Genomic DNA, 15,401 nt, shown 5'->3' with positions numbered 1-15,401 from the left:
CTTCGCGACCACCCTCCCCATGAAGGGGAGGGAGAGGTATGTAGCGCCCCATGACCGACTCCATGCCCAAGCCCCCCCTTTCCCAGGCCGACGCCGAGGCCGCCGTGCGCACGCTGATCGAATGGGCGGGGGACAATCCCGACCGCGAGGGGCTGCTGGACACGCCGGGGAGGGTGGCTCGCAGCTACAAGGAGCTGTTCGCCGGCTATGAGCAGGACCCGCGCGCCTATCTGGAGCGAACGTTCGAGGAGGTCGGCGGCTATGACGAACTGGTGGTGTTGAAGGACATCCGCTTCGTCAGCTTCTGCGAGCATCACATGCTGCCGGTCGTGGGCCGGGCGCATGTCGGCTATCTGCCGACCGACCGCGTCGTCGGCATTTCGAAACTGGCGCGCGTGGTCCAGGGCTTTGCGCGGCGGCTACAGATCCAGGAAAAGATGACGTCCGAGATCGCCACCGCCATCCACGAGGTGCTGCGGCCCCAGGGCGTCGGCGTGGTGATCGAGGCCGAGCACAGCTGCATGACGTTGCGCGGCGTCAACGTCCCCGGCGCCAGCCTGACCACCAGCCAGCTGATCGGCGTGGTCCGCGACGACCCCCGCACGCGCGAAGAGTTCCTGAGGCTGGTGCGCGCCTGACGCCCGCACCCACGCCGAGGCTCCCACGCGGCGATTGCGACGCCCCCCGCCAGGACCTGCCGTCGTCCGGGACCGGCCATCGCATCCGGCGTCAGAGGCAGGCGGTGACCGTGCCGTTCTCCTGTCGGGGCGGCCCCTGCTCCGGAGGATAGGGAGAGCGAGGGTGGACGACGCGCCATCCCCGTTCAGCGCAGCCATAAGATGACCGATCGCCGGAAATGGCGATATCCCACCGCTGGTCATCAGTTTTCGCGATACGCGTCCCTTGCGGCCCCCTTCTTGCGCCGATGCAGGCGAAGGAGGCCCGGATCATGGCCTGGACCGCAATTTCGTATCGAAACGAGACACCGCCCATCGCGCGCGGCGGCTGGCTGGACGCGCTGCGTTTCATCGTGGCCTTCATGATCATCCTGCACCACTTCCAGGGCGCCGGGCCGGTCCCGCTGGCCGAGCACCTGCATCCAGTGTTCGAGCGCGGCGGGTTTCTGCTGACCAATTTCTTCCTGATCGACAGCGGCTATGTGCTGATGCGGGTCTATGCCGGCTCGATCGGGCGGGGCGCCCTGTCGTCCGGCGAATTCGTGCTGAAACGGGTGCTGCGGGTGGTTCCGGCGCATCTGATCATGCTGCTGTCGCTGGTGGCGCTGGTGCTGTTGGGCACGGCGGTCGGGGCGCCGCCGCGCAATCCGGAATGGTTCGCCTGGGACCAGTTTCCCGCCCAGTTGCTGCTGGTCCAGTCGTTCGGCGTGCACGGCGGCCTGGGCTGGAACGCGCCGACCTGGTCGATCTCGGCCCTGATCGGCTGCTATCTGGCCTTCCCGTGGATCCTGAAGGGTCTGCGACAGGTCGGGCCGTGGACGGCGCTGGCGCTGGGGGTGGCGGTCTATCTGCTGGTCAATGAGGCGACGTGGGCGCTGCTGGACTTCCCCGTCTATCAGATGCCGCTGAAATACGGCTTCATCCGCGCCCTGCCGCTGTTCTTCCTGGGCATGACGCTGGCCGTCTTCGCCGAGAAGGTGTGGGTCGATCCGCGCGCGGCGCGCTGGCTGCTGGCCCTGTCGGCGCTGGGCCTGGCGGTGGTGCAGCATTTCGACAAGCACGCCCTGGTCTCGCTGGCGCTGATCTCGCTGATCATACTGGCGGCGGGCGCGATCCCGGTGACCCGGCCGTCCACATTGGTCGAGCGGGCGGCAGTCGTGTCCTTCGCCATGTTCATCAGCAATGAGGTCGTGCGCATCGCCTGGTTCGGCGTGGTCAACCAGCTGGTGGCCCGCTTCGGCCTGGCGACGCCGGTGCAGTGGATCCTGTGGGGCGCGGGCGTGCTGTTCGCCGTCGCCTTCGCCTTCGCCTTCCATCTGATCATCGACGATCCGATCCAGAACCGCATCCGGGCGTGGATGAAGCGGCGGCGCAGGCCGATCGCCGTGGCGCAGCCGGTGGTGTCACTGGAGGGGTAGGCTCCTTTAGACCCCGATCACGGCTCACAGATACCGGATCACCGTCGGCGTACGGTCCCAGGCGTCGTTCAGGCCGTCCTCATAGCTGATGGGGACGCGGCCCAGCTCCTCGGGCGGGACGTCGTCCAGGCAGGCGATGTTGACGGCCACGAAATCCCCGCCCATCGGCTCGAAACTGGCCATGGCGAAGGCGTGGACACCGCAGACGCGGCAAAAGCGATTGCGGATCTCGCCCGCGTCGTGACGATAGTCCATCAGCTCGGCGCAGCCTTGAAGTACGCGAAAGAACTCCGGCGGGACGAAGGCCTTCCAGAAGCCGGTCTTCATGCAGAAGCGGCAGTTGCAGCGGAAGCTGCGGGTCCACCACACGCCCGGCCGGGGCGGGGGCGACCGGTCGCCCGGCGGGGCCAGGTCGATCTCGCACTGGAAGCGCACAGCGCCGCAGTGACACCCCCCATGCCGCAGCGCCCGCATCCCGGTCAGTCCCCGGTCAGATGCAGGAAATTGCCGTCCGGATCGCGGAACCAGGCCAGCCGCATCCCGTCGGACACATGCACGTCGCCGTCACGGTCGATGCCGTCGAAATAGTCGAAGGTGACGCCCTTGCCCTTCAGTTCGGCGACGATGGCGTCCACCTCATTGCCGCAGTCCCAGACCACGGCGTTGGCCTTGTTCGTCCCGGCGAACTCCGACTGATAGACGTTCAGCAGCGACCCACCCGTCCGGAAACACAGCAGGCAGTCCGACACCGTCCGCTCCAGTGGCAGTCCCAGCGTCGTCTCGTAGAAGTCCCGCGCGCGGCCCAGATCGCTGACCGCCACGATGGCTGACGACGATTTGTCCTTCAGCATGATGGCCTCCGTCCCGTGTCGTCGTCCGGTCCCGATGCGCCGGACCGGACGACAACCCATAGAACGGACCGTGGGTCCTCAGCCTCCGCAGGCCCCGTTATCTGAAACGGGGATGCGGCCGTTCTGCATGACGAATTTCAGGTCCCTGAGCGCCGCCAGACCAGCCGTGGGATCACCGGGCATGGCGATCAGGTCGGCATGGTTCCCGGCCTTGAGCACACCCAGGCGGGCGTCGCCGATCACCGCCGCCGCCTCGACCGTGGCCGATTGCAGGGCCTGGGCCGGGGTCATGCCGCTTTCGACATAGGCGTCCAGCAGGTGGCGAGAGCCGACGCCGCGTCCGCCGTTGACCGGATAGTAGCCGTCCGAACCGGCGGCGATCTTCACCCCGGCGGCGCGGGCCCGGCGCAGGCGATCGCGCTGACGCTCCAGCTGGGCGGCGATGGCCTCGGGCGGGGGCGCGTGCTCGGGATCATGCGCGGCGAATTCGGTGAACAGCGCCAGAGAGGCGTCGGTGGGCACCAGCCACACCCCCTTTTGCGCCATCAGACGCAAGGTCGCGTCCGAGGCGGCGTAGCCGTGCTCGATCGAGGTGACGCCCGCCATGACCGCGTCGCGGGTTCCGGCGTCGCTGGTGGCGTGGGCGGCGACGGTCAGGCCATGGCGTTTCGCCTCGGTCACGACGGCGGTCAGCTCCTCGACCGACAGGCGGGTGCGCTGGGGCGTGGCCTCGGCATAGACCTTGATGACATTGGCCCCGCCGGCGATGGCCTCGCGCACCGCCTGACGGGCGTCCTCGACGCCGCGCACGACGCGGTACTCGCTGTCCACCAGATGATGGGGGTCGCCCGCCACATGTTCGATCTGGCCACCCTGCGACGACAGGGGCGGGCCCGACACATACATGCGCGGCCCCTCGATATGGCCGTCGCGGATGGCCCGGCTCAGGATCACGTCCAGGAAGCGCCCGGCGTTGCCCAGATCGCGCACGGCGGTGAAGCCGGCGTGCAGATAGGCCTTGGCATGGGGCGCCGAACGCAGGCTGCGATAGGCGTCGCCCAGGATGGCGTTGTCGCGCGCGGCGACGTCGGCCAGACCTTCGTTGAAGCCCTGCTCCAGCAGCAGATGGGTGTGGGCGTCGATCAGGCCGGGCAGAACCGAGCAACGCGACAGGTCGACCACCGTCGCCCCCTCGGGCGCGGTCAACCCCTGCCCCACCTCGGTGATGCGGCCGCGCTGGATCAGCAGGTCGCGGGGGCCGACCATGCGGCCGGCTTCGGAGTCAAACAGGTTCCCGGCGCGCACCAGTGTGACCGGGCCGCTCCGGTTCTGGGCCGATGCGACCTGCGGGATCAGGACCGGCGAAAGGACGGCCGCGGCGGCGGCGAGGCAGAGGGCGAGACGTTTCATGGGGCTTCCCAGCGTGTCCGGAGAACGGAACTATGCTGGCAAGAGGCGGCCGGACGCCCGTTCAGATGCCACGTTCGTCGTAAACTCGACGCGCCGTCAGATCGGCATCCGCATGATTTCCTGATAGGCGGCGATCACCTGGTCGCGCACGGCGATCACGGTCTCGAGCGAGGCCTCGGCGCTGGAGACGGCGGTGACCACGTCGATCAGACTGCCCTGCCCCTGAACGTTCTGGGCCATCTGGGTTTCGGCTGCGCGGGACTGCTGGGTCGCCTCCTGCATGACGTTCTGCAACAGTTCGCCGAAGCCGCCCGCCTGGGGTGACGATACGGCAGACGGGCCGGGGGTCCCGCCCCCCTGGATCGCCGCATAGGCCTTGGCCGCCATCATGGGATTCATGGTTCAGTCCCTCACTTCTTGAGGATGTCGAGGGTGCGGCTGTCCATCGACCGCGCCGTCTCGATCACGTTCAGGTTCGCTTCGTAGGCGCGTTGCGCCTCGCGCATGTCCATCGCCTCGACCAGGGTGTCGACGTTGGGGCGCAGCACATAGCCGTCGGCGTCGGCCGCCGGGTGAGCCGGGTCGTATTCCTTGCGGAAGTCGCGCTGGTCCGGCCGGACCTCGGCCAGGGCGACGCCGGTGGCGCCGTCGACGTTGCGCGCCTGGAACACCGGCACCTGGCGGCGATAGGGCTGGCCGCCCGCGACCTGGGCCGTGGATTCCGCGTTGGCGATGTTCTCGGCGATCACGCGCATGCGCGACTGCTGGGCCTTCAGGGCGGTGGCCGCGACGGCCATGGCGCTGTTTCGGGGCGGGGTCACGTCAGGCATGGATCAGGTCCCTCAGCCCACGGGCTTCTTGGCGGCCAGACGCAGCATCTGCATCGACTTCTGGTAGAAGCCGATGGCGGCGTCATAGGCCATGCGGCTCTCGGCCATCTTGAGCATCTGCTCCTCGACCACGACCGAATTGCCGTCCAGCGTGGTCTCGGAATCCGGCGCGCTCATGCCGTCAAAGCGGGCGACCGGCCCGGCCGGGGCGATGTGGGCGGCGCTGGTGCGCGCCATCTGCAGCGGCCCGCCCGAGCGCATGGCGGCGGCGAAATCGGTCGGCGTCTTCAGGTCGCGCGCGACATAGCCGGGGGTGTCGGAGTTGGCGACGTTCTGGGCGATCACCCGCTGGCGCTCGTCCAGCCAGCCCAGGCGGCCCTTGATCTGATTGAGAAGCGGCAGGTCGGTGACGGACACGGCGCGCTCCTTTCCCGGTTGCGACCGGCAGAAAATGCCGTGTGCATGGTTAACATCCGGTTTCCTAAACGCCCCGTTAACCAGGATCGTTAAGGCTGCGTCCTCGACCGGCACGCGCGCCGGCGGGGCCCCTGCATGAACCTTCTCGATCTCGCCCGCGCCATCTTCGGCCTGGCCTTCACCCTGGGCCTGATCGGCCTGGCCACCTGGGCCGGCCGCCGCTATGCGCCGCAACTGCTGGCGAAACTGCAGTCGGCCGAGCGCGGAGAACGCCGTCTGAAGGTGGTCGAGACCCTGGTGCTGGACCCGGCGCGACGACTGGTTCTGGTCCGCGTCGACGACGAGGAACGGCTGATCCTGCTGGGCGAAGGTCGTGAACTGATCGAGCCGCGCCAGTCGACGGGTGTGAAGTGAAGGGGCGTGACTCCTCGAAAATATTCGCCCTGCCTACCCGCGCGGAGTTCAAGCGCGCGGCGCTGCTGTCCCTGCTGACCACCGGCCTGTGCCTGATCTGGCCGCTGGCGGCGCTGGCGCAGGAAGTGGCCCAGGGGGCGGCGACCGGATCGGCCATCAACATCGACCTGGGCACCGGCGCCGGCCTGACCGAGCGAGTGGTGCAGCTGGTCGGGCTGATGACCGTGCTGTCGCTGGCGCCGTCGATCGTCATCATGACCACCAGTTTCGTGCGAATCATCGTGGTGCTGTCGCTGCTGCGGACCGCGCTGGGCCTGCAACAGTCGCCGCCGAACGTCGTTCTGGTGTCCCTGGCCCTGTTCCTGAGCGCCATCGTCATGGCCCCGACATGGCAGGACGCCTATGATTCGGGCATCCGGCCGCTGATGGATCAGCAGATGGAGCTGCCCCAGGCGTTCGATGCGGCGTCGGAACCTGTGAAGACTTTCATGCTGTCGCAGGTCAGTCCGTCGGACCTGGGACTGTTCACCCGACTGTCCCGGATCGAGGCCCCGACCGAGGCCCAGGATCTGCCCCTGCGGGTGGTCACGCCGGCCTTCATGATCAGTGAGCTGAAGCGCGCCTTCGAAATCGGATTTCTTCTTTTCGTTCCGTTCCTTGTGATCGATCTGGTGGTCGCCAGCGTGCTCATGTCCATGGGTATGATGATGCTGCCCCCGGTGGTGGTTTCGCTGCCCTTCAAACTGATCTTCTTCGTGCTGGTGGACGGGTGGCGACTGGTGGCCGGAAGCCTGGTCGAGAGCTTCCAGCGCGGGACCGGAACGGGCTGAAATCCCCAGCCTTGGGGCGATTGCGGGCGACAGCGACTTGCCAAGCCGCCCGAAACGCGTGTTGATCCACCGGTCCTCGCCCTGGAATCACTGGGCGACCACCTTTGGGAAACGACCCTCATGACCACTCAAGCTGAACTGATCGCCGCCGTCGCCAAGGACGCAGGTGTCTCGCAGGCCGACGCCGGCCGCGTGCTGGAAGCGATCGTCAAGAACATCCACAAGAGCCTGACCTCGGGTTCGGACGTTCGCATCTCGAACCTGGGTGTCTTCGACACCGCTGCTCGCGCCGCTCGCGAAGGCCGCAACCCGGCGACGGGCGCGACCATCAAGATCGCCGCCTCGAAGGCTGTCCGCTTCCGCGTCTCCAAGCCGCTGAAGGACGCCGTGAACGGCTAGGATCGACGTCCCTCCGGGGAACGCGATCAAGCCCTCAAGCAGCCTGACGCCGCGCGTCAGGCGATAGGGCTCTAAATCAAGCGGCCGCGTTTGCGGCCGCAGGACGGGCGGGCGTCGCGGCAGCGCGATTCCCGCCCGTTTTCTCTCTCAGCTGGGTCTTCATCGCCGATACCCAGCCGGCGAAGGTGTCGGCCGAGGCCGTCAGTCCCGTGACGGCGTCCGGCGCATCCTCGCCATCCGGTCCCGCCAGGGCGATGCGCAGAGCCGGCGCCGACCGGGCCCCCGCCACGAACGGCCCATAGTTCCGCGACAGCCGTCCCAGGGCGCCCGCGTCTCGCGCCAGCGAATAGCCGATCCCCGCCCGCATCAGCCGGCTTTCCTCGTCCGCAGTCAGCGGCGTGGCCGTGGTCCGGAAACGCTCGCCCAGGCTCTGTTCGTACAGGGTCGCCGCCCCCGCCCAGTTCTGCTGTTTCCAGAAGACCTCGGCCCGCACGGCACGCGCGGCGGGGCTGGCGTCGCGATCCAGCAGCTCCAGCGCATGATCGAAGCGGCCCAGCTCCATCAGGGCCCGCGCCTCCAGCGCCTTGCGCTCGACGGTCATGGCCGTGGGCAACAGGGTCGTGCGGCTGGACCACAGGGCCTGAAGCGCCGCCTCGGGCTGGCGATCCATCAGATAGACGGTGGCCAGATCGGTCGCGACCTGGGCCTTGGCCACGCCTTCCAGCCGGTTGTCGACCTGGTATTTCAGCAGCTCGGCGGCCGGATCCAGCAGATCCACATCGACCAGTCGCCGGGCCAGCCGCCGGACCATCTCGTCACCTTCGGCGCCGACGGGGGTCAGTTCGCGGAAATCATAGAACAGGCCCAGCGCCTGGATCGGTTGCAGGCCATCGGCGCCGCCGTCCAGGAACAGGGCGCGAAAGGCGGCGGACAGGTCGGCGTTCAGCTCGACCCCGCCGGGCAGATTGGCGATCCGCTTGCCCGCGCCGCGCAGGGTGGTCAGCGCCTCGCGATAGAGGCCCTGTTGCAGGTACAGACCGCCCAGGGTGCGGATAACGGCCAGCTCGGTCGCATCGCCGCGCCAGCGCCATTTCAGCTGCTCAAGCTGGGCCGCCGCCTGATCGGGCTTCAGCGCGCCGCGCGCCATCTCCAGTCGCACCACGCCCAGCTTGGCCGGGGTCGCTATGCCGTCCAGCGGCGCGCGGGCCACGGCCTTGTAGATGTTCAGGGCGCGCGCGCTTTCGCCGCCCAGTTCGAACATCCGGGCCTGCACCAGACGGCCAGCCAACTGGTCCGTCGCCGGGGCGTTCTGGCTGAAGGCGTATTCCAGCAGCACGCGGGCCGCCGCCAGATCGCCGGTCTCGACCGCCGCCAGCGCATGGGCGGCGCCGAAGCGGGCGCGCCAGTCTTGGGGAAATTTGTCGATGGCCGGGGCGCCGGCGGCGAAGGCGCGGCGCGCCTCGGCCCAGTCGCCGCGCTGGGCCGCGACATAGCCCTGCCAGACCCGGGTCGCCGGATCGCCGGCCAGGGCGCCGGCGGCCAGATCGGCCTCGGCCTCGGTCCAGCGGCCGATGGCGGCGCGAGCGGCGCCGCGCAGGCCCCGCACCTCAGGCTCGCCTTGCAGGGCCGGGGTTTGGGCGACCAGGGCGTTCAGCACGCCGATGCCTTCGTAGGACAGGCTTGAGCCGATCAGGAAACGCGCCAGAGCCAGTCGCGCCTCGACCGGTGCGCGGGGCGCCTCGGCGGCGCGGGCGGCCTCGGCCGCGGCTGCATCCTGAAGCTCGCGATAACGGGCGGGGAAGCCAGCGTGGCCGACATCGGCCCATTCGGCCAGCACCAGCGCCGGATAGGGCGCCTTTCGTGGCGCGGCGTTGGCGGCGACGGCGTGTTCCAGACCGGCGGTCGGGGTCGATAACTTCAGCCCGCCCGGCCGCGACAGGGTGACGAGATCACCCGCCGCATCGATCCGCAGATCATCACGCCGGGTTTCCACCGCCAGCCCGTGGGCCGTGGGCAGCAGGGTCAGGTCAACGGTCTGGCGACGCTCGCCAAAGCCCTTGGCCGGGCCGCGCGCGGTGACGGCGGCGAAGCGATCGCCGATCAGGGGATCGGTCAGCCAGACTGTGCGCGTCGCGCCCGCCAGTTGCGCCACCAAAGCAAGTTCGCCGCTGTCGTCGCGCGCAACCAGAACGCCGGGCGCGGCGGTCGCATCGGGGGCCAGAGTGACGGTCCAGCGCGTGCCCTCGGCCTGGGCCGAGACGGCGACGGTCTCGGGCGCAGCCAAGCGGATGACGGTGTAGTCGGGACCGGCAGCCCAGCGTGCGTCGGTCGCAGGGCCCAGCGAGCGGGCCCTGGCCATGTCCATCGGCGCGGCGCCGTCGAACACGATCCACACCGCGTCGCCCCGGCGAAAGACGGCGGCGGCCGGCGCAGCGTCGGGCCAGTCGAAGGTCAGGTCCAGCCGTTCGCCGGCCACGCGGGCGACGACGGGCACGGGCTTGGCGCGCACGGCGGGCGCAGACGGCGCATCCGGCGCCTTGCCCGGCGCATAGAGGTTCAGCCAGACGGCGCCGTCGGCCACGCCGCTGCGGGCGTCGCCGCCCTCGGCCAGGGTCAGGACCAGTTCGGTGGCGCCGCGCACGGCGCGGGTCTCGACCTTCTCGACCCCTTCGGGGGGATTCAGTTTCAGCCGCGACACATCCGGCGCAGCGGTGGCGCCGATGCGCACGACCACGGTGCGGCCGTCGCGGCTGACCCGCGCGCGCGACCCGACGACGCCGGCGAATTCGACGCGGGTGAAGGCGGCGTTCTGGCCCACGCGGATGGCGACGGGATCGCTGGCGGCCGCCGTTTCCTGGGCCAGCGGGGCCAGCGGCGCGAACACGACGGCGCCCGCCGCGGCGACGGCCACGGTCGACTTCAGAACGCGCTTGCTGGCCATGGCCCCGGACATTGGTCCGCAGCCTGCGGCCAAAGCCCTTTAATCGCGGTTAACGGAAGGTGACTGTTGCGTCTCCAGCGCCGCCTTCATCATCGTCAGGGCGACCTCCAGACAGGCCAGTCGGCACGGCCCCCGCCCGATCTCGCCAAAACGCCGGACGGCATGGGTCGTCGTCCCGCCCCGGCTCGCCACGGCGAAATGCACCAGGCCGGTTTCGTCATCGGGTCCGGCAGGCCCGGCGAAGCCCGTGACCGCCAGCACCAGGCCTGCGCCCGAACGCTGCAATGCGCCCTCGGCCATGGCCCGCGCCACAGGTTCGGACACGGCGCCGTAGGTGGCCAGCAGGTCAGGAGCGACCTGCAGCATCTGGACCTTGGCGCCATCCGTATAGACGACGAAACCTCGCTCGAAGACATGCGAACGCCCCTCCACGTCGGTCAGGATCGAGGCCAGCAGCCCCCCGGTGCAGCTTTCGGCCGTGGCCAGCGACAGATCGGAGTCGTCCGCCAGCCTCAGTACGTCATCGATCAGGCGCTCGATCGCGGTCGGCAGGCTGGCGCTGAGGGTCTCGGTCATCGCCATCGAACGGGCCGCGAGCCGCGACGTTCCGCCCCTTGCGGCGCCCGCGCGAAAGGCCGACATCCCTGTGACCGTCGCAAGGAACCGTGCCGTGTCCGAAGCCGAATATCCGCGCCTCAGCACCCTCTCGACCGGGTTGCGCTGCCGCTGCCCGCGCTGTGGCGAGGGGCCGCTGCTGAAGGGATATCTGACGATCCGCGACGAATGCCCGGTGTGCCACCTGGACTACGGCTTCGCCGAACCGGCGGACGGCCCGGCCTTCTTCGCCATGTCGGCGGTCGGTCTGGTCGGGATGATCGGCTTCATGATCTTCGAGTTCAGTGTGCACCCGCCGGTCTGGGTGCATCTGGTGGTGACCTTCCCCATGCTGATCGCCATGTGCCTGGGCGTTCTGCGCCCGTTCAAGGGCTGGATGGTCAGTGAGCAGTACGTTCACAAGGCCGCCGACGCCCGGTTCGAGAGCGTCGGCAAACACGGGCGGTTCTGACACGCACCCATCAGCGGAAGTAGACCGGAGAAGACCGACCTCCGTCCCTGACCCTTTCAAGCCGCCGGTACGACCGTGGCGCGGACGATCAGTTCGCGGGCCTTGGCCACGGCGTCGGCGGTCGTCAGTTCGCCCTTGGTGATCTGCTCGGCCCACTCCATCAGCGGCTCGCCGGTCACAGCGCCCGCGTTGGCGGCCTCTTCCAGGTGGACGCCCTGGGTGCGGACGATGACCTCGTCCCACGTCTTGCGGACCTCGGCCCAGTAGTCGCGGGTGGCGGCCCAGTAGTCGTCGCCCGGCTTGGGATCATAGGCCGTGCTGGCGCGATAGGTGTTGATCACGTCTTCCTGGACGATGGCCAAAGGCGCGCCGTCGGTGTCGCCTTGAGCGGCGCCCATCTTCATATTGTCCTGGATGTGCACCCAGCCGCCGGGCATCAGGGCGTGGCGGTTCGTCCCCAGATAGCGGTCGTAGATCGGATTGCGCACCGCGTCGCGGCGGGCCAGTGGACGCCAGGTCGGGCCGCTGGTCCACTGCGGCAGGCCGTGATCATAGGTCCAGCGGCCGACACCGCCGTAGCGCGGGGAATCGTCCGTCTGCCACACCGTCTGGGACCAGGCGCCGCGACGTTCGCCGTCAGCCACCGGACTCAGCGTCCACTGGTCCGGCCCGGCGTAGGTCAGGACCGTCTCGGGCTGATAGACCCAGTCCTGACGCCAATGCTTGATGATGTGGACGGGCCCGTCGTCACCCATGCGGATGACCAGGATGTGCTGCAGGCTGATCCGTTCGCCGTCGTCCTGAATGACGCGGACGATCTCGTTCCCGCCCGACAGCTTCTCCTCCATCGGCTCATAGCCTTCGCGGAAGCTGACGTTTTCGCGCATGTCGAAGCGGACGCGGTACTGACCGGCCTGGGCCAGAATCGACTGGCGGTCGCGTTCGAACTGCGACGCCGGGGCCTGCACCGGCGAGGGCGCCGGAGCGGCGACCTCGGCCAGGGCCGGCGAGGTCGCCATAAGCGCGGCGGCGATGATGAAGGCGCGGGTCATGGCCTGATCCTTATTGAAACTCATTCGCACTCTTCTCACCCTCCGATTACAGACGCAAGGCCAGCGAGATACCGAAGTTACGTCCCGGCTGGGTGTAGGCGTCGCGGGCGACCGAGGTCGCGGCCACGCCGCGGATGTCGCTCCACCAGCTGTATTTCTCGTCAAAGACGTTGAAGACGCCCGCGCGGGCGGTGACGCGGTCGGTGACGTTCCAGTATGCGGTCAGATCGACCAGGGCGAAGTCGTCGCCGGTGGCGCAGCCCAAGGCGGGCGCCGCATTGTAGCAACCCAGGCCATCGGTGTCGGCGTTCGCCTTGGCTTCGGACCAGGTCACCACCGCCTGACCTCCAAAGCGGCCCGACGGCGCGTCATAGCCGGCGCCGAAGACGAACTTGAACGGATCGATGGTCGGCAGGCTGACCGTCTCGCCGTCGCTGGTGGTGTCGCCCTCGGCCCAGGCGGCGGCGATGTTCAGGCTGACGCCATTGTCCCAGTTCAGGCGCCCCTTGGCCTCGATCCCCTTGACCTCGACATCCGTGAAGTTGACGAACTGGAAGATCAGCGGATCAGTGGGCGTGCCGGCGCCGCCGACGTCCTGCTGGCTGATGAAGTCCTTGTAGTCGGCCTGGAACCCGACGATCTGGCCCGAAAAGACGCCGTTCATGACGGCCGCCTGGCGCACCCGGGCGCCGATCTCGACGCTGGTGCTGGTTTCCGGCTTCAGTTCGGGATTCGGGACCGAGATGTAGCCGAAGGCCAGGTTGGAATAGCCGTTGTTCACCTGTGACGGGGTCGGGGCCTTGAAGCCTTCGGCCCAGTTGGCGAACAGGCCGAAGGTCGGATTGACCCACCAGACCACCCCCACCTTGGGCGACAGGTGGCTGTCATCCTGATCGGCGCGCAGCCCGGTGTAGAGCGGGTCATTGTCGGTCGACAGCTCGTAGGCGTCATAGCGCAGGGCCGGGATGATCTTCAGCGCGCCGCCCATCAGGGTGATCTCGTCCTGGATGAAGGCGCCGGCCAGGGTGTAGTCCGTCCTGGGGAAGGGGCTGGTGGGGAAGGTCTCGCCCGCCGGCGGGACCGTGCCGTCGCGAATGCCTTCCTGCGTCGTGCGCGACCAGTCGCCGCCGAACACCAGACGGTGCTCGACGATGCCCGAGGCGATCAGCTTGCGCCCCTCGATCGAGCCGCCGACCAGGCCGTTGTTGAACTGGTTGTCGCGGGTGCGATCGACCGCCGGATCGCGGTCTTCAAAGGTGAATTGGCGGGTATCTGACTGCTGCCAGTAGAGAGCGGCGCGGGTCTCATCAAGACCCAGGACATTGCGGCCGCGCCAGTCCAGACCGACCCGGTCGCGCGTCGTCTCGTCGTGGCCCGTCAGCTTCAATACAGCGTTGGGCGAGAACGGCGGGTTGGCCGGCACGCGGCCGCTGAGCACGTCGAAATCCATCTCGCTGTCATAGTGGTCCAGCGTCAGTCGCAGTCGGTGGTCGGCGTTGACGTCCCACACCAGCTTGGCCAGCACGGCGTTTGACCGGGCGTCCAGCGGGTTGGCGGTGGTGCGGCTGGAGCCCGTCACGTCGCGGTCGCCGTTGGTCTCGGCCTCCTGGCTGTCGCGGCGGGTATAGGCCAGCAGGCCCGACAGGGCGCCAGAGCGACCAGCCACGGCCAGACCCTCGGTCCAGCCTTCGTCCGCCGAGGCATAGCCTACGCGGGCGCGGGCGCCGAAGTCGCGGCCGTCTTGCAGGAAGTCCGACGGGTCCTTGGTGGTGAAGGCGACCGCCCCGGCGACGCCGTCCGAACCATACAGGGCCGAGGCCGGGCCCCGCAGGATCTCGACCGACTTCATCAGATCGAGATCCGCATAGCCGCCGCGACCGACGCTCTGGGCGCCGAAGATGAAGCCGTCGGGGCTACGGACGCCGTCCACCACCATCAGCACCCGGTCGCCGCCCAGGCCCCGGATGGTGAAACCCTCGTTGCCGCTGCGGCCGGTGGTGCCCAGCGCCGCGCCGAAGCGGGCGGGCTGGCTGACGACGCTGACGCCCGGCTCGAAACGGATCAGATCCTTGATGTCCGTCGCCAGCATCGCCTCGATCTCTTCGGCGGTGAAGACGGTGACGGTGGCGGGCACTTCGTCTTCCGCCACCTCGGCGCGGCTGGCCAGGACCGACACCGCCGGCAGAGTGACCGGATCCTCAGTGGCGATGACCTCCGCGGCCGGCGCGGCCCAGGCGGGAGCCGCGGCCAGAGACAGGGCCGACAGGCCGGCGGACAGGAGGAGGAAGGTGCGCATGAAACAGCCCCGGTTGAAAAGTTGGGGCGCAATTGCTGCGAACGACTCGCAGAGTCAATATCAAATCATGCAGCACCGTAGGCACAGCGCGTCAGTGGCGGTTGTCGCGCTCGTGCTTTTTTTCCTGCGAGGTGGCCTGTTTTTCGTGTTTGGCCTGCGGGGTATGGCCCTTGTGAATATCGCCCTCGCCGCCGCCACCCGAGATCTGGCTACGGGGCGACAGGTGATCCGGGGCATCGGCGTCCTTGACCAGCGGGTCCGGGCGCGGACCCTTGCGGTTCTCGTGACTGGCGCCGGGTCCGCCGAAACGCTCGGTGTTCGGATGTTTATCAGGCATGCCGCTCTCCTTATTGCTGCCTTAGGCAACAGCAGGCGGTCCGGCTTGTTCCGACCTCAGCGGCGGCCCAGCAGTTCCGACCAGCGCCAGCGCCCGGTCCCCAAGGCCACCCGGGGCGCGCCGGCGTGATCCCCCAGGGTCAGCAGGACATAGCCGCTCATCGCCTGACGACGGCAGGCGTCGGGGGCGAAGGCGACCTCGACCGCGATGGCCTGACGCACGCCCGCCAGCCCCTTGCCCGCCTGACCCGGCGTCTGCACCCAGTCGCCGTTCCAGACCAGGATCGCCTTGCCCGCCATGCCGGGCGAGCGCTGGGCCTCGGCGGCGGCGGCCTGGATGCCCGCGTCCTGACGCAGCACGCGCTGCAGCCGGGCGACCATGTCGCAATCCCCGCCACCGGTTCCCGAGCCCGCGCCTGCCCCGGCGCCGAGGCCCAGCGCTCGCCCGGCATGGCGGGCAAGGC

17 protein-coding genes and 1 pseudogene are annotated in these 15,401 nt (G+C 68.9%); 6 read left to right on the top strand and 12 right to left on the bottom strand.

Translation table 11 applies throughout. The annotated features are described in order from the left end of the window. Positions 1 to 50: 50 nt before the first annotated feature. Positions 51 to 638 (top strand): GTP cyclohydrolase I FolE, encoded by a 588-nt coding sequence (gene folE, locus EON91_RS11825; protein WP_292094971.1) that lies wholly within the window; start codon positions 51 to 53, stop codon positions 636 to 638. Between the two features lie 311 nt (positions 639 to 949). Then, positions 950 to 2,095, top strand: a complete 1,146-nt coding sequence (locus EON91_RS11820) for an acyltransferase (RefSeq protein ID WP_292094969.1) — start codon at positions 950 to 952, stop codon at positions 2,093 to 2,095. Positions 2,096 to 2,119: 24 nt separating this feature from the next. Here EON91_RS11820 and EON91_RS11815 read toward each other — a convergent pair whose 3' ends face one another. The 6 genes from EON91_RS11815 to flgB form a co-directional block, all read right to left on the bottom strand. Next, positions 2,120 to 2,569: a GFA family protein gene (locus tag EON91_RS11815; protein ID WP_292094968.1), complete on the bottom strand. Its 450-nt coding sequence runs from the start codon at positions 2,567 to 2,569 to the stop codon at positions 2,120 to 2,122. A gap of 5 nt (positions 2,570 to 2,574) precedes the next feature. After that, positions 2,575 to 2,946 carry a VOC family protein gene (locus tag EON91_RS11810; protein ID WP_292094966.1) on the bottom strand — a complete coding sequence of 124 codons (372 nt, stop codon included), beginning with the start codon at positions 2,944 to 2,946 and terminating at the stop codon, positions 2,575 to 2,577. A 78-nt stretch (positions 2,947 to 3,024) separates the two neighbouring features. Further along, positions 3,025 to 4,356, bottom strand: coding sequence for an amidohydrolase family protein (locus EON91_RS11805; RefSeq protein WP_292094964.1), 1,332 nt, complete (start codon positions 4,354 to 4,356; stop codon positions 3,025 to 3,027). 96 nt (positions 4,357 to 4,452) lie between these two features. Further along, positions 4,453 to 4,755: a flagellar hook-basal body complex protein FliE gene (locus tag EON91_RS11800; protein WP_292094962.1), complete on the bottom strand. Its 303-nt coding sequence runs from the start codon at positions 4,753 to 4,755 to the stop codon at positions 4,453 to 4,455. Positions 4,756 to 4,766: 11 nt separating this feature from the next. Continuing rightward, the gene (gene flgC, locus EON91_RS11795; protein ID WP_292094961.1) at positions 4,767 to 5,186 is read right to left on the bottom strand and encodes a flagellar basal body rod protein FlgC; all 420 of its coding nucleotides are present in this window, start codon (positions 5,184 to 5,186) and stop codon (positions 4,767 to 4,769) included. A 12-nt stretch (positions 5,187 to 5,198) separates the two neighbouring features. Further along, positions 5,199 to 5,603, bottom strand: a complete 405-nt coding sequence (gene flgB, locus EON91_RS11790) for a flagellar basal body rod protein FlgB (protein WP_292094960.1) — start codon at positions 5,601 to 5,603, stop codon at positions 5,199 to 5,201. A 135-nt stretch (positions 5,604 to 5,738) separates the two neighbouring features. On the opposite strand from flgB, the gene EON91_RS11785 reads away from it, so the two are divergent. The 3 genes from EON91_RS11785 (at position 5,739) to EON91_RS11775 (ending at position 7,246) form a co-directional block, all read left to right on the top strand. Further along, positions 5,739 to 6,017, top strand: coding sequence for a flagellar biosynthetic protein FliO (locus EON91_RS11785; RefSeq protein ID WP_292094958.1), 279 nt, complete (start codon positions 5,739 to 5,741; stop codon positions 6,015 to 6,017). A 20-nt stretch (positions 6,018 to 6,037) separates the two neighbouring features. Beyond that, positions 6,038 to 6,847, top strand: coding sequence for a flagellar type III secretion system pore protein FliP (gene fliP, locus EON91_RS11780; protein WP_292094972.1), 810 nt, complete (start codon positions 6,038 to 6,040; stop codon positions 6,845 to 6,847). Positions 6,848 to 6,967: 120 nt separating this feature from the next. After that, positions 6,968 to 7,246: an HU family DNA-binding protein gene (locus EON91_RS11775; RefSeq protein WP_292094956.1), complete on the top strand. Its 279-nt coding sequence runs from the start codon at positions 6,968 to 6,970 to the stop codon at positions 7,244 to 7,246. 76 nt (positions 7,247 to 7,322) lie between these two features. Here EON91_RS11775 and EON91_RS11770 read toward each other — a convergent pair whose 3' ends face one another. Beyond that, positions 7,323 to 10,199 (bottom strand): hypothetical protein, encoded by a 2,877-nt coding sequence (locus EON91_RS11770; protein WP_292094954.1) that lies wholly within the window; start codon positions 10,197 to 10,199, stop codon positions 7,323 to 7,325. A gap of 27 nt (positions 10,200 to 10,226) precedes the next feature. After that, positions 10,227 to 10,769, bottom strand: a complete 543-nt coding sequence (locus EON91_RS11765; RefSeq protein WP_292094953.1) for a CinA family protein — start codon at positions 10,767 to 10,769, stop codon at positions 10,227 to 10,229. 88 nt (positions 10,770 to 10,857) lie between these two features. Between EON91_RS11765 and EON91_RS11760 the strand changes: the two genes are divergently transcribed. Next, a complete protein-coding gene (locus tag EON91_RS11760) occupies positions 10,858 to 11,253 on the top strand; it encodes a DUF983 domain-containing protein (protein ID WP_292094951.1) in 396 nt (131 codons plus the stop codon). A gap of 56 nt (positions 11,254 to 11,309) precedes the next feature. Here the strand turns inward: EON91_RS11760 and EON91_RS11755 are convergent, their stop codons facing one another. The 4 genes and pseudogenes from EON91_RS11755 to EON91_RS11740 form a co-directional block, all read right to left on the bottom strand. Beyond that, positions 11,310 to 12,329: a DUF6607 family protein gene (locus tag EON91_RS11755; protein ID WP_292094949.1), complete on the bottom strand. Its 1,020-nt coding sequence runs from the start codon at positions 12,327 to 12,329 to the stop codon at positions 11,310 to 11,312. Positions 12,330 to 12,351: 22 nt separating this feature from the next. After that, entirely contained in the window at positions 12,352 to 14,601 is a 2,250-nt protein-coding gene (locus EON91_RS11750) for a TonB-dependent hemoglobin/transferrin/lactoferrin family receptor (RefSeq protein ID WP_292094947.1), read from the bottom strand. Between the two features lie 91 nt (positions 14,602 to 14,692). After that, complete coding sequence (locus EON91_RS11745) at positions 14,693 to 14,938, bottom strand: hypothetical protein (protein ID WP_292094946.1); 246 nt, start codon at positions 14,936 to 14,938, stop codon at positions 14,693 to 14,695. Between the two features lie 56 nt (positions 14,939 to 14,994). Further along, positions 14,995 to 15,401: pseudogene (locus tag EON91_RS11740) on the bottom strand (hypothetical protein); the annotation flags it as partial.

Origin of the sequence: Brevundimonas sp. (assembly GCF_004210735.1) — a bacterium.
Lineage (GTDB): Bacteria > Pseudomonadota > Alphaproteobacteria > Caulobacterales > Caulobacteraceae > Brevundimonas.
This window is presented reverse-complemented; position numbering and strand designations above follow the sequence as displayed.